This window comes from Methylobacterium sp. 17Sr1-1 (assembly GCF_003173775.1).
GTDB lineage: Bacteria > Pseudomonadota > Alphaproteobacteria > Rhizobiales > Beijerinckiaceae > Methylobacterium.
Genome location: NZ_CP029552.1, coordinates 2,096,788 through 2,110,400, shown reverse-complemented (window position 1 = coordinate 2,110,400; position 13,613 = coordinate 2,096,788). Strand labels below are relative to the sequence as shown.

General features: G+C 71.9%; 11 protein-coding genes. 6 read left to right on the top strand and 5 right to left on the bottom strand.

Going from position 1 to position 13,613, the window contains the following annotated elements; all coding sequences use genetic code 11:
- Positions 1-335: 335 nt before the first annotated feature.
- From DK412_RS09515 to DK412_RS09505, 3 genes are read left to right on the top strand one after another with little or no spacing between them, the layout of a single operon-like run.
- Complete coding sequence (locus DK412_RS09515) at positions 336-746, top strand: response regulator (protein ID WP_109975164.1); 411 nt, start codon at positions 336-338, stop codon at positions 744-746.
- Between the two features lie 11 nt (positions 747-757).
- Complete coding sequence (locus tag DK412_RS09510) at positions 758-1,408, top strand: chemotaxis protein CheX (protein ID WP_109971758.1); 651 nt, start codon at positions 758-760, stop codon at positions 1,406-1,408.
- A 28-nt stretch (positions 1,409-1,436) separates the two neighbouring features.
- Positions 1,437-3,881, top strand: coding sequence for a PAS domain S-box protein (locus DK412_RS09505; protein WP_245447521.1), 2,445 nt, complete (start codon positions 1,437-1,439; stop codon positions 3,879-3,881).
- A gap of 343 nt (positions 3,882-4,224) precedes the next feature.
- Here DK412_RS09505 and DK412_RS09500 read toward each other — a convergent pair whose 3' ends face one another.
- Positions 4,225-4,851 carry a cyclic nucleotide-binding domain-containing protein gene (locus DK412_RS09500; protein WP_109971757.1) on the bottom strand — a complete coding sequence of 209 codons (627 nt, stop codon included), beginning with the start codon at positions 4,849-4,851 and terminating at the stop codon, positions 4,225-4,227.
- A gap of 12 nt (positions 4,852-4,863) precedes the next feature.
- Positions 4,864-6,348, bottom strand: coding sequence for a DUF882 domain-containing protein (locus DK412_RS09495; RefSeq protein WP_109971756.1), 1,485 nt, complete (start codon positions 6,346-6,348; stop codon positions 4,864-4,866).
- A 624-nt stretch (positions 6,349-6,972) separates the two neighbouring features.
- Here DK412_RS09495 and DK412_RS09490 point away from each other — a divergent pair.
- Both DK412_RS09490 and DK412_RS09485 read left to right on the top strand, forming a co-directional pair.
- A complete protein-coding gene (locus tag DK412_RS09490) occupies positions 6,973-7,947 on the top strand; it encodes a poly(3-hydroxybutyrate) depolymerase (RefSeq protein WP_245447519.1) in 975 nt (324 codons plus the stop codon).
- A gap of 148 nt (positions 7,948-8,095) precedes the next feature.
- Positions 8,096-8,608, top strand: a complete 513-nt coding sequence (locus DK412_RS09485; RefSeq protein ID WP_109971754.1) for a hypothetical protein — start codon at positions 8,096-8,098, stop codon at positions 8,606-8,608.
- A gap of 166 nt (positions 8,609-8,774) precedes the next feature.
- Here the strand turns inward: DK412_RS09485 and DK412_RS09480 are convergent, their stop codons facing one another.
- The 3 genes from DK412_RS09480 to DK412_RS09470 all read right to left on the bottom strand — a co-directional run bounded on the left by DK412_RS09480 (position 8,775) and on the right by DK412_RS09470 (position 11,987).
- A complete protein-coding gene (locus DK412_RS09480; protein ID WP_162596166.1) occupies positions 8,775-10,244 on the bottom strand; it encodes an oligosaccharide flippase family protein in 1,470 nt (489 codons plus the stop codon).
- A gap of 142 nt (positions 10,245-10,386) precedes the next feature.
- Complete coding sequence (locus tag DK412_RS09475) at positions 10,387-11,331, bottom strand: glycosyltransferase (RefSeq protein ID WP_109971752.1); 945 nt, start codon at positions 11,329-11,331, stop codon at positions 10,387-10,389.
- Positions 11,332-11,336: 5 nt separating this feature from the next.
- A complete protein-coding gene (locus tag DK412_RS09470) occupies positions 11,337-11,987 on the bottom strand; it encodes a NeuD/PglB/VioB family sugar acetyltransferase (protein WP_109971751.1) in 651 nt (216 codons plus the stop codon).
- A 255-nt stretch (positions 11,988-12,242) separates the two neighbouring features.
- Here DK412_RS09470 and DK412_RS09465 point away from each other — a divergent pair, with 255 nt between their 5' ends.
- Positions 12,243-13,571, top strand: coding sequence for a glycosyltransferase family 4 protein (locus DK412_RS09465; protein ID WP_204165539.1), 1,329 nt, complete (start codon positions 12,243-12,245; stop codon positions 13,569-13,571).
- The last annotated feature ends 42 nt before the right edge of the window (positions 13,572-13,613 follow it).

Here is a 13,613-nt window from a genome sequence, read left to right as displayed (position 1 = left end):
CCCTCCCCCCTCTGCGGGGGAGGGTGCCCGGCGGAGCCGGGCGGGAGAGGGGCAGCGCGACGCTGCTCCAGGTGACGCCTGTCATCATGGTCGCGACATCCCCGGAAGCGGCGTCCCCTCTCCCGGCCCCCTCCCCCGCGGAGGGGGAGGGAAAAGCATGCGCCACTTCTTTCCCCGGACGGCCCTGCCGCCCGCAGGGAGAGGAGGAGTTCCGCGCCTCGTCCGTCCACGGGCAGCCCGCGTCCAAGAGGCTGGGTCGCGCTCCGTCGTGCATGGCCGTCGGGAAAACCGCTGTCTCCATTCCCCTTTCGGCCGAAACCGCCTAGATGCTCACCATGTCGCAGCCTCCGACCGCCCCCGCGCCCGTCACCGTCCTCGTCGTCGACGACAGCAAGCTCGCGCGCGCCGTCGCCGTGCGGCTGCTGCGGCAGGCCCGGCCGGACTGGGTCGCGCGCGAGGCCGCCAATGCCGACGAGGCGGCGACCATCGTGGCGGCCGAGCCCGTCGACATGGCGCTCCTCGACTTCAACATGCCGGGCAAGGACGGCCTCGCCCTCGCGGAGGACCTGCGCACGACGCGGCCGGGGATGCCGATCGCGGTGATCTCCGCCAACATCCAGGACGAGGTGATCGCCCGCGCCCGCGAGCTCGAGGCGACGTTCCTGGCCAAGCCCCTCACCGGCGAGGCGCTGGCGGGCTTCCTCTCGGGCGTGAGCTTACGCCTGCGCCGGGGCGGCACGCCGTGAACGATGACACCATGAGTTCCGCTGCATCGGCGGGCCTGACCGAGATGCAGCAGGACGCCTTCACCGAGCTCGTCAATATCGGGGTCAGCCGCGCCGCCGCGAGCCTGCGTCAGATGATCGGCACCCAGGTGCTGCTCTCGGTGCCCTCCGTCGAGATCGTCTCGCGCCAGGCCGCCGCGCGGCTGATCGGCGAGCGCGAGGCGGCGCCGCTCGTGGTGGTGCACCAGGATTTCGAAGGCGCCTTCGCGGGGCGCGCCCTGCTGATCTTCCCGCAGGAGAACGGCCGCGAGCTGGTCCGGGCCGTCGCCGGCGAGGAACTGTCGCCCGAGGAGGTCGCCGCCCTCGAGGACGAGGCGTTGGCCGAGACCGGCAACATCATCCTCAACGGCTGCCTCGCCACCATGGCGAACATGCTCCAGCGCACGCTCACCATGTCGCTGCCCGGCATCGTGCGCGGGGACGGCCCGCGGATCTTCGGGCTGGAGACCGGCGAGGCGGCGGGGGCCGACGCCCTGGTGCTGTTCCTCTACATCGACTTCTCGGTGAGCGAGCGCGACATTCGCGGCTACCTGGCGATGCTGATGGACCTGCCGTCGCTGGAGAACCTGCGGCTCCTGGTCGACGAGTTCATCGCCCGCGCCCTCGGCGATCTCGACGCATGACGCCCGGCCCCCGTCCCGGACCCACCGCGTGAGCGCCCCCGACGGCACCGCCCTCGCGGCGGCCATCGCGGCGGCGCGCACCCGCGCCGGGCCGCTCCTCGTCGCGCTGGAGCACTCGCGCCAGCCGATGCTGATCAGCGACCCTAAGCTCCCCGACAACCCGGTCGTGTTCGCCAACCAGGCCTTCCTGACGCTCACCGGCTACGACGCCGCCGCGGTGATCGGGCGCAATTGCCGCTTCCTGCAGGGGGCGGACACCGATCCGGGCGCGATGGCGGCGATCCGCGAGGGCCTGCGCGAGGAGCGCGTGGTCCGGGTCACGCTCCTGAACTACCGCCGCGACGGCAGCCGGTTCTGGAACCAGCTGCTGATCTGCCCGATCCACGACGAGGCCGGCCGCCTCGTCAACTTCTTCGCCTCGCAGGTGGACATGTCGCATGTCCACGAGGCCGAGACCGGGCGCGAGCGCCTCGCCGACATCGAGCGGCGGCTGGCCGAGGCGCAGCGCCAGCTCTCCCTGACCCTGTCCTCGGCCGGCATCGCCGGCACCTGGGACTGGGACATCGCGGAGAAGCGCCTGCACGTCGACGGGCGCTTCGCCGCGCTCACCGGGCTCAGTCCCCCGCCGCGGCCCGGCACCGTGCCGCTCGCGCCCGGCCCGCTGCCGGCGAGCGCCTTCTTCACCGGCATCCATCCCCTCGACCGCCTGCGGCTGCGCCTCGCGGTGAGCGGCATCCTCGGCGGGGCCGAGGTGTTCGACAAGGAGTACCGCCTGCTCGCCCAGGACGGCTCGGTGCGCTGGGTCCATGCCCGCGGCCGCTGCCATTTCGGTGCCGACGGCCGGCCCGCCCGCTTCACCGGCGTGCTGGTCGAGGTCACCGAGCAGAAGCGGGTCGAGGAGCGGTTGCGCATCGCCCAGTCGGCAGGCCGGGTCGGCGCCTTCGAGCACGTGCCGGGCTTCGCCACCGTGACCGCCTCGCCGCAATTCTGCAGCCTGCTCGGCCTGGTGCCGGCCCGCACCGTCGCGGCGAGCGCCGTCAATGCGCTGGTGATCGAGGGCGACCCGCCGCTGCTGGCCCCCGACCAGCGCCACGAGGGCGAATTGCCGCCGATCGAGACCCGGGTGCGGCTCGCCGATACCGGCGAGGTGCACTGGCTGGTGCGCCGCGGCGAGGCGATCCGCGACACCGAGACCTCGGGCCTTCGCCATGTCGGGGTGATCTACGACGTCACCGAGTCGAAACGGGCCGAGGTGGCGTTGCGCGAGCTCAACGACACGCTCGAAGCGCGGGTGCGCGAGGCGGTGGCCGAGCGCGAGCGGGCCGAGGAGCAGTTGCGCCAGTCGCAGAAGATGGAGGCGGTGGGCCAGCTCACCGGCGGCATCGCCCACGACTTCAACAACCTGCTCACCGGCATCGTCGGCTCCCTCGACCTGATGCAGACCCGCATCAACGAGGGCCGCACCGAGAACCTCACGCGCTATGCCGGCCTCGCCATGGCCTCGGCCCAGCGCGCCGCGGCGCTGACCCACCGGCTCCTCGCCTTCTCGCGCCGCCAGCCGCTGGAAGCCCGGGCGGTCGACGCCAACCGGCTGGTAAGCTCGATGGACGAGCTGATGCGCCGCACGCTGGGCGAGCGGGTGCAGCTGGAGGTGGTGGTGGCCGGCGGCCTGTGGCTGACGCTCTGCGACCCCAACCAGCTCGAGAACGCGATCCTCAACCTCGCCATCAACGCCCGCGACGCGATGCCGGAGGGCGGGCGGCTCACCATCGAGACCGCCAACGCCCATCTCGACGACGCCTATGCCGCGCGCGACATCGGCGTGCGGGCGGGGCAGTACGTGTGCATCAGCGTGACCGATACGGGCACCGGCATGCCGCCGGACGTGATCGCCCGGGCCTTCGACCCGTTCTTCACCACCAAGCCGCTCGGCCAGGGCACGGGCCTGGGGCTCTCGATGATCTACGGCTTCGCCAAGCAGTCGGAGGGCAACGTCAAGATCTACTCGGAAGCCGGCCAGGGCACGACGGTCAAGCTCTACCTGCCGCGCTACCACGGCGAGGTCGAATCGACCGCCGAGGTGCGGGGCGAGGTGCCGCGGGCCGAGCGCGGCGAGACGGTGCTGGTGGTGGAGGACGATCCGACCGTGCGGGCCCTGGTGGTCGAGGTGCTGCACGAGCTCGGCTACCGCACCCTGGAGGCCGGCGACGGGCCGGCGGGCCTGCGCCTGCTGCAATCGGCCTCCCACATCGACCTGCTGGTGACCGATGTCGGCCTGCCGGGCTTGAATGGCCGCCAGCTCGCCGACCAGGCCCGGCTGGTGCGCCCTCAGCTGAAGGTGCTGTTCATGACCGGCTACGCCGAGAACGCCGCCTTCGGCAACGGCCATCTCGGCCCGGGCATGCAGATGATCACCAAGCCCTTCCCGGTGGAGGGCCTGGCGACCAAGATCCGGTCGATCATCGAGGGGTGAGGCAGGGGACGGCGACCAAAAGACTAAGTTCCATCGGTCGGACGATCCCTGTTTCACCTCTCCCCCTTTCCCGGATGACTGCAGCGAAGCGGAAGGAGATCCGGGATCCAGCACAAGAATGCGCGAAGCGTCCGTCTCTCTGCAACGTCGCAATTGGCAGAGCCGCTTCGCGGCACATATCCCCTGGATCCCGGATCTCCTTTCGCTGACGCTCCAGTCGTCCGGGAAAGGGGCGTGTGAAACAAGCGCCCAGCCTGCCGTGGCCCCATCATGGACCGAGCTCCGCTTTCGCCATCCCGGGAACCGTGGAGGGTTGCAATCTGATCGGCCACCGTAAGCCGGCTCAGATCACCTCGGCGCCCGCCGGATTCCGCGCAGGGGCGCCTTGCGTCGCCTGGAACAGGCGCTCGCTCGTCAGCTTGAGGAAGTAGAAGCCGAATTCCGGGTTCTGGTAGTAGAGCTGCTTCACGTCCGCATAGGCCACGCCGAGGACGATGCCCGGCTCGGTGCAGACCAGGGTGCCGGTGCGCAGGTTGCCGGGCGAGAGCATGCCGAGCTCGCCCACGATGGCACCGGGCAGGATCTCCAGATCCAGCTCCTCGATGCGGAAGCGGCCGCTCTCGATCAGGAACATCTCGTCGGCCGGGTCGCCCTTGCGGAACAGCACCGCGCCGGCCGCGATGCGGCGGGACTCGCCGAAGGGCCGGAGCCATTCGAGGGAGAGGTCGCCCTCGGCGGCGCGCTCGACGTCGCGCACCAGCCGGACCATCTGGTACAGCCGCCAGGCGTTGAACGGGATCTGGATCGCCTCGGTCAGCACCACCGGCATGCTGCCGGTCAGGAGGCCGTAGGTCATCACCGCCACGCTGGCGAGGATCGAGACGACCCGCAGCGGGATCATGGTGCTCATCGCGGTCGACGCGATGGTGAGACCGGTCCCGAGATAGCCGATCGCCTCGACCCAGTTCACGGCCTGTCGCGCTCAGCGCCGTCCGACGGCCGATCCGCTGAAGCGGCCGGTGCCGGGCGCGTCCTCGGACGAGCCGTTCTGGAACCGGGTCGCCACCGTGCCGGCGGGCGCCGAGACGAGGCCCGCGGGCGGGGTGCCGCCCTTCGGCCGCTGGATGATCCGCACGGTCGCCGCCTCGACCGCCGGGGCGGCCGCCGCGGCGCTGAACAGGGCGCGCAGCTGCGTCTTCTGGTCGGTGGGCGCGGGCATCACGGGCACAGGCGCGGGCGTCGCCCGGGGGCGCGGCTGGAGCATGGCGCCGAGGGCCGCCGGGTCGGCCTCGGCCGAGGCGACCTGGATCGAGGCCGGTCGGGCGGGGGGCAGCGGCACGCTGGCCGGCAGGTGCCCGGCGAACGGCGGCGGCGCGGCGACCAGGGCCTCCGCCAGGGCGGCGAATTCCGACGGGCGCCGGGGCGGCAGCGGCGTGGATGCCAGGGTGGTCTTCGCCGGCGCCTCGGGCGCCGGCTCGGCGCTGCGGGTATCCGGCTCGGGCGCGGCGGCGGGGGCGGCCTCCGGCTGCACGGGCACCGGCTCCGGCAGGGCGGCCTGCCGGGCGGCCGCCTGCGGCAGCAGGGCGGCCGGCGCGGCGGGGGCCGCGTAAGCCAGGGCGTCGCGGGTGCCGGCATCCTCCGGCTGGGCGCTGGCGAGGGCCACCGGCCGGACGCGGCCGGCGCGGCCGGACAGCACCACGGGAGCCGGCGGCGGGGCGGCGGGCTTCGATCCGCCGAACAGCATCGCGAAGAACTGGCCGACGACGTTCGGGCTGTCCTCCTCGTCCGCCGCGGCGATCGCCTGGCTCACGCCCATCACGCTGCCGCCGCGGGCCAGGATCTCGGCCTTGGCGACCTCGTAACCCGGCATCGGCCGGCCGTCGGCGGGCAGGTGGACGGTGCGGCCGTCGGGGAAGAGGCGGGCGAGCTGGTCGTGGCTCATCCGCGGCCAGGAGCGCACCGAGCCGACGTCGAGATGGACGAAGGGGCTGTTGGCCTGCGGGTACCAGCCGACGCCGCCGCGCTGCATCCGCATCCCGATCGCCCGGATCTGGTCGATCGAGACGTCGGCGAGGTAGAAATCCATCGCCTTGCCGAGCATGTGCTGGCTGTGCTCGGCCACCGCGCGGGAGCGGCGGCGCAGGGCGGCGTTGGTCTTGGGCGAGCGATAGGCCGAGACGACGTGGATCGCGTCCTGCGAGCCGACGGCGCGGTGTGCCTCCCACACCACGTCGAACAGGCGTGGGTCCATCTTGGTCGGCTCGTCGAGGCGCCAGTCGCGCAGGAGCCAGTTGAGCTGCTCCAGGGCCGCCCGGTCGTACCGCCCGTCACGCTTGAACGTGATCGCGGCGCTCTCCTTGGTGTGCTCGTGGAAGATCGAGATCGTGCGGGTGTCGCCGTTGGCGACCGCGTCCTGGGTGCCGCTGGTCGAGCCGAGGACCGCCCCCAGGCAGGCGACGAGGGCCATCGCGCCGCGACGGCAGGCGCGGGATCGACGGAGGAGGGGTTCCCGGGCCGGGTCGGCCGCGCCGCGGCCGGCACGCTTGAGCGCTCGCACGATCCCTCTTCCTCGCTCGGGCCGCGTGGCCGCCATGGTGAACGCAGGGTTGCCGAGAACCGTCAACAAACGGTTACCAGGTCCCCGCGCCAGGGTTGGCCGCAGGGCTAAGCCGCAACCGTGGCGAAAATCGGCCCGCCGTCACGATCCCGTGCGCCCGAGGGGAAGGGGAAGGAACGGGACTGCGCCGGGGGCCGCTTCCGCCGTCCTGAGCGGTACATGTACGTCGTATTGCGGTCTGGATCGCAAGTGTGCCGCGCCGTGATTCGGGCGTCATCGCCGACCCATTATGCTTTTTTGGCGTTGCAAAAAACTTTCCCAATTTTTTTGCACTTGCGAGATGATCCCTGCCGTGCTGTGGTCCGGCCTCATCTCGGACGGCAAGAGATCCCGAGATGGAAAGACATGTCGTGTGGGCGCGACGTGTCGGGAGATCAAGACATGGGCTACCAGAGCCAGATGGCCGAGCGTCTGTCACGGTACGGTGTTCGGCAAGGCGAGAGCTCCATCTCCGGCTTGTCTTCCGGCGCATTCATGACGGTGCAGATGCACCTCGCCCATTCCAGCAAGTTCAAGGGGGCCGGGATCATCGCGGGCGGGCCGTTCCGCTGCGCCGAATCGTTCCGCGGGGCGGCTTTGCTCGCGGCCGATGCCTTCCAGCTCGGCGCGCTGGCCATCGGGATGAACCCGCTCATCCCGCAGATGGCGCCGGATGCCGGGGATCTCGCGGCGCTCGCCCGGGACGCGGCGGGCCTCGGCCTGATCGACCCGCTCGAGGCCCTCGCCGATCACCGGCTCTACATCTTCACCGGCCGGTCCGACTGCGTCGTCTATCCGGACGTGGTGAGCCGCACGCGGGAGTTCTACCTGCGCCTCGGCGTCGATCCCGCCAACATCCTCTATGACGACGTCGTCAATGCGGGCCACTCGATCATCACCGACAACCTCGAGGATTCGCCCCTCGCCGACAACCGGCCGCCCTACATCAACAACGGCAATTTCATGCAGTCGCATGCGATCCTCCGTCAGATCTATGGCGACCTGAACGAGCCGGCTGAACATCTGACGGGGCGGCTGATCCGCTTCGACCAGCGGGAGTTCTTCGGCGGCAACAAGCGCGCGAGCATGAGCGACTTCGGCTACGCCTACGTCCCCTCGGGGGTGCTGGCCGGGCGGGCGCAGGCCCGGGTGCACATCGCGCTGCACGGCTGCAAGCAGGGCTACAATTACGTCAACTACGTCCGGGGCCTGCCCGATGCCGCCAACCAGCCGCCCTACGGCAACCGCTACATCACCACGACCGGCTACAACCACATGGCCGAGAGCAACGACATCATCGTCCTCTACCCGCAGGTGGAGGGAAGCGACGGCGGCGACCTGCAGAACCCCGACGGCTGCTGGGATTGGTGGGGCTACAGCTCGCCCACCCCGCGCAACCCCGATTACTACTCGAAGAACGCCGTCCAGATCCGGGCGATCGCCGCCATGCTGGAGCGCCTCGGCGGCTAGAGCATTGCCCGACGAAGTGGATACCGGTTCGTCGCAGACGATGCGGCGAGATCAATGACCGAGAACTCCATTCGACCGCCTTGCGATCGGATGGAGTTCCAGGAGAGGCGAACCGCCGACCGGCCGGACATCGCATGAGGAATTCGTGATGACACCCCCGACCACCACGCCCGCCTCCATCCTGCCGGCGCCGCTCGCCGCCTTCGTGCAATCGGCCCTGACCGCGACCGAGCAAGCGCCGGTCGCCGCGACGCCGGTCGGGGCGCCCCTGCGCCGCTCGGCCCTGGTCGGCGAACTCGCGACGCGCAGCACCGCCAACGCGGTCGGGACCGCACAGCTCCTGTCGGAGAACCCCGATTCTGACACGATCGGCGAGCTCTACGCGATGCAGGGCGCCTTCGTGAAGCAGCTCTGGAAGATCAATCAGGACTGGCGGGCCGGCTTGCTGCGGATCTATGAAGGCTCGCTGCTGCTGCGCAAGGCCAACACCCTGTCGAAGGTCGTCGAGCAGGATTACAACCTGTTCGGCCAGTACGGCGACCTGGTGACGAACTATGTGACCAGCGTGACGACCCTGGTCGACAACTCGACGGTCGGCTACTCGTACTGGCTGAGCAAGAAGATCCAGGCGGCGCATGCCGCGAAGGCCGCCGCGGCGTGACGACCGTCGCCGCCGGCGCAGCCTTCGGCGAAGCGGATACCGGTTCGTCGAAGGCTCTCGTGGAAGCTTGAGGCCGGGCGATCGTGATTGGCGTGGTAGTCCCCCGCCCGCATTCGTCTCGGGCGCCGGGATCCCGGCAGGGCACGACGACCGCGCGTCGCGATGCCTACCGCCCCACCCGCACCACCCGCGCCCGCAGCATCATCGCCACCGGCCGGACCGTCTCGCGCACGTGCCCGGCGACCGGATGGTCGAGGAGCAGCATCGCGACGAGCCAGGCGCCGGCCCCTCCGAACCCGGCGAGCACCCCTTGCGGGATGGTCAGGGCGAAGCCCCGGCCGGAGAGCGCGATGACGGCGAGGGGCGGCAGCGCGGTCGCGACCGTGACGAGGGCGCTGATCCGCAGCGCGCCGGCGAGATCGGCGAGGCTGAACGGCACCCGGCGACGGATGAAGGACAGGGCGATCCCGACCTGGAGCGGGACGGTGACGAATTGCGTCGCCGCCACCGCGAGCGGTCCGCCGGAGGCCGACGCGGCGATGATCGCGGCGCTCGGCGGCAGGCCGATCAAGCTCGCCGTCAGGGTGTCGCGTAGGCCGCCGCTCGCCAGCAGCACCGGATAGGTCAGCATCGCCGGGAAGGTCATCATCGAGGCGAGCGAGAGCACCTGCACGATCGGTACGCTGGCGAGCCATTGCGCGCCGAGCAGCACCAGCACCACCGGCTGCGCGATGAGCGCGAGCAGCAGGGCCACCGGCCAGAGCACCACCGTGATGTTGCCGATCGAGGCGAGGTAGGTCGGCGCCAGCGCCCGGCCGTCGCGGCGGTCGGCGGCGAACATCGGCAGGATCACCGCGCCGAGGCTGCCGAGGATCATCTTGTCGGGCAGCTGGCTCACCACCTGCGCCCGGCCGTAGAGGCCGACGAGGTCCGGCCCGCCGAAGCGGCCGAGGAGGAAGATCGGCAAGAGGTCGTAGGCGCGGTTGAGGAGCGTCGTCACGCTGGAGAAGCCGCCGATCGCGAGCGCCGTGCGCCACCCCTGGAGGCTGGGACGGTAGATCCCCGGTTCCGGGCGGCCGGCGAGGCTCAGGGCGATCGTGGCGGCCGCGCTCGCGACCGTGGCCCAGGCGAAGCTCATCGCCCCGAAGCCGAGGAGCGCCAGGGCGATCAGCACCACGGCGTAGGTCAGGCAGGTGCCGACATTGACCCACATCAGCGAGGCGAACTGGAAGTCGCGGCGCATCAGCGCCATCAGCGGGCCGGAGAACGGCACCAGCAGGAAGCTCGCCGAGAGCACCCGCAGGTAGGAGGCGAGCAGCGGCTGGCCGTAGAGTTGCGCCCACAGCCCGGCCGAGGCGAACAGCGCCACCGCGAAGGCCAGCGACAGGGCGAACAGCACCGTGAAGGCGGTGCGCGCGCTCTGCTGCGAGGTCGTCGGCTCGTGGATGATGTAGTTGGTGGTGCCGAAATCGCGCATGCCGTCGATGACCTGCACCAGCGCCACCCCGAGCATCGACAGGCCGACCTCCTCCGGGGTGAGCAGGCGCGAGACCAGGGCGGTCTGGCACAGCGTGATCGAGAGGACGAGGTAGCGCTCGCCCGAGACGAGCAGGACGGCGCGCTTGACGAGGCTCATCAAGTAACCCTTGAGGCTGAGCAGGTTTCGCAAAAGCGGGACCCGGCTTTGCGATAGAAACCTGCGGCAAAACAAAAACCCAGGCGAACGAAGCGCTGGCTTGCCGACGCAAGTCTGCTTGGAACGCGGTGGTGCGGGCGGATCAGGGCGAGCCGGCGAGCGCCCCGGGCGCCGGCCAGGCCCGGCCCGCCCGCCAGATGCGGGCGAGCACCGCGAGGTAGCGGGCCGGATCGAGGCCCGGGACGCAGTCCCGCGCCAGCACGGCCCGCGCCTCGGCCGGACGGCCGAGTTCGGCGAGCTTGCGGGCATGGTCGAGCATCAGCCGGTTGCGGCAGCGCCGGGCGGAGGGAGCGAGCTCCGCCGGCACCGCACCCTCGTCGAAGAGCCGCGTCAGGGTGGCGGCGAGCAGCGGCGGCGCCGGCACGCGCCGCGACGGAGGGGCCGGCCCCAGCACCGCCGTCGGCCGGGCGACGTAGCGAAACAGCCCCTGCAGGGCGAGGCGGCCCCACAGGTCGAGCTCCGGCCCGCCGCCGCAGCGGGTCGGAAAAAGCCCGGCATCGATCGCCGCCGCCCGCTCGATCAGCGCCGCGCTCGCCCGCAGCGGGGCGGCGCCGATCCGGAGCGCGAAGTCGAACGGGTCGGAGACCCGGCCCGAGGGCACGCTCATTGGCAGGAGCGGTCGTCCGCCCTCTCCCAGGACCGGGTTGCCGAACACCGCGACGGCGTCGCCGAAGCGGGTCGCGGCGACGAGCTCGGCGAGATGGTCCTCGCGCCAGGCATCGCCCGGATCGAGGAAGGCCACCCATTCGGCCCGGGCGGCGGTGACGCCCCGGTTGCGGGCGGCGCAGCGGCCGGGTTCTTCATCACGCAGGGCCCGCACCCGCGGGTCGGCGGCGAGGGACGCGGCCTCGGCCGCCCCCGCCCCGACCGCCAGGACCTCGTAATCGCCGAAAGTCTGGGCGCGCAGGGACGCCAGCGCCGGCTCCACGGAAAAGCCCGCCCGGAGCGGGAGCACGACCGAGACGCGGGGACCGGACCTACCGGTCGTTCCAGCCTTGCCGGTCGTTTCAGCCTTGGTGCTCGTCATGGCGCTCACGCCCCCGTCCGCAGGGTGCGGGCGGGATTGCCCACCACGGTGGCGCCCGGCGGCACGTCGCGCAGGACCACCGCCCCGAGGCCGACCAGCGCCCGCTCGCCGATGACGACCCGCTGGCGCAGGGCGCTGCCCGCCCCGACGTAGCAGGACCGCCCGAGCCGCACGAAGCCGCTGACGAGGCAGCCCGGCGCGAGCACCGCCCCGTCCTCGATCACCGTGTCGTGCCCGACGATCGCTCCGGGCCCGATGGCGACGTGGGCCCCGACCACGACCTGGCCGGCGACGCTGGCGCCGGCATGGATGCAGGTCCCCGGGCCGAGAACGGCCCGGGACGAGACCGAAGCGGCGGCATGGACCAGGGTGGCGAAGCGCGTCGGGTCGAGCCCGGTTCCGGCGACGATCCTCAGGCGCTCGCGGTGGCTGGCCTCGCTGCCGATGGCGTTGACGAAGCCCGCCTCGGGGTCCTCGGCGAAACGCCGCGCCTCGGCGAGGCGCCCCAGCACCGGCAGCCCGGCGACGACGTCGCCCTCGGGGCGCGCGTCGTCGAGGAAGCCGGCCACCCGCCAGGGAGTGGGCCGGCTCTCGACGAGATCGAGGAGATCGAGGGCGTTGCCGCCGGTACCGAGGATGATCAGGGGACGCTGCATGGCTGTGCCGAAGCTGGGCCGGGTCTCGCCGCGGCTCACCAGAGGCTAACCGGCCCTGTCCGCAGGGTAAGCGTCGCAATCGTCGGCGCCGGGACCTCCGAAAGGCGTAAACCCGCCCGCATTTCTGGGCGGGGACGCCGCCGAATTCCACCGCTCCCGGGCGGCAGGGCAGCCCCTAGGCTGCGCCTCAACGATCGCGCGGCACGGGAACGCCACTCCCGCGCGCGAGACAGTGCATCGGGAGCGTCGCCACCCATGACATCCGGCCACACGAAATCCGGCTCGGTGAAATCCGGCCCCGTCCCTTCCGGCGCGATGACGGTCGCCTACCTGGTCAACACCGCTCCGGTGACGAGCTCCACCTTCATCCGGCGCGAGATGGCGGCGCTGGAGGCCCAGGGCGTGACGGTGCGGCGCTTCGCGCTGCGGCGCTGGCACCAGCCCCTCGTCGATCCCGACGACGTCGCCGATCAGGCGCGCACCCACTACATCCTCAGCGGCAACCTGCGCGGGTTAGGCCTGGCCGCCCTGCGCCAGGCGGTCACCGGCCCGGCGGCGTTCCTGCGCGGCGCCTGGCTCGCCGCGCGGCTCGGCCGCTCGGCCGGCGGGGCGGTGCGGCACGCGGCCTATTTCCTCGAAGCGGTGTACTTCCTGCGCTCCTTACGCCGCGAGGGCATCGCCCACACCCACGTGCATTTCTCGTCGAACGCCGCCGCGGTGGCGCTGATCGCCCGCACCATGGGCGGGCCGAGCTACAGCTTCACCGCTCACGGGCCCGACGAGTTCCTGACCGCCGCCGAGGACGGGCTGGCGCTGAAGCTCTCCGGTGCCGCCTTCGCGGTGGCGATCTCGGATTTCTGCCGCGGGCAGCTCCTGCGCTTCGGCGGAGCGCAGCACCGCGACCAGATCGCGGTGGCGCGCTGCGGCCTCGACCTCAGGGACTTCGTGCCCTCCGCCCGCCCGGCGGGGGGGAGCCGGACACTGATCTGCGTCGGCCGGCTCTGCCCGCAGAAGGGGCAGGTCTACCTGCCCGCAGCTGTGGCGGCCCTGCGCGCGACCGAGGCGCCGTTCCGCCTGGTGCTGATCGGCGACGGCGAGAGCCGCCCGGCGATCGAGGCCGAGATCGCCCGCCACGGCGTCGGCGACCTGATCGAACTCCGCGGCTGGCGCAGCAGCGCCGAGGTGCGCGCGGCGATCGCGGAATCCCGCGCCCTGGTGCTTCCGAGCTTCGCCGAAGGCCTGCCGATCGTGCTCCTCGAGGCGCTGGCCCTGGAGCGGCCGGTGGTGACCACCACCGTGGCGGGCATCCCGGAGCTGGTCGACGAGGGGTGCGGCCGCATCGTGCCCCCGGGCGACGCGACGGCCCTGATGCAGGCATTGCGCGACATCCTGCGGGCCGACGACGCGACGCTCGCCGCGATGGGCCGGGTCGGCCGCGCCCGCGTCGCCTGCCATCACGACCTGGCGACGCTGGCGACCACCCTGCGGGGATTGTTCGCGGCGGCGATCGCCCGCGAGGGGAGCGCGGGGTTGCGGCGGGAGCGGGCGGTGCCGGCGCGGAAGGCCGCGGAGGTGGAGCCGTGAGGGGGGCACTGGCACGGCGGCGTCGCTTCGCTTGCACGCTCC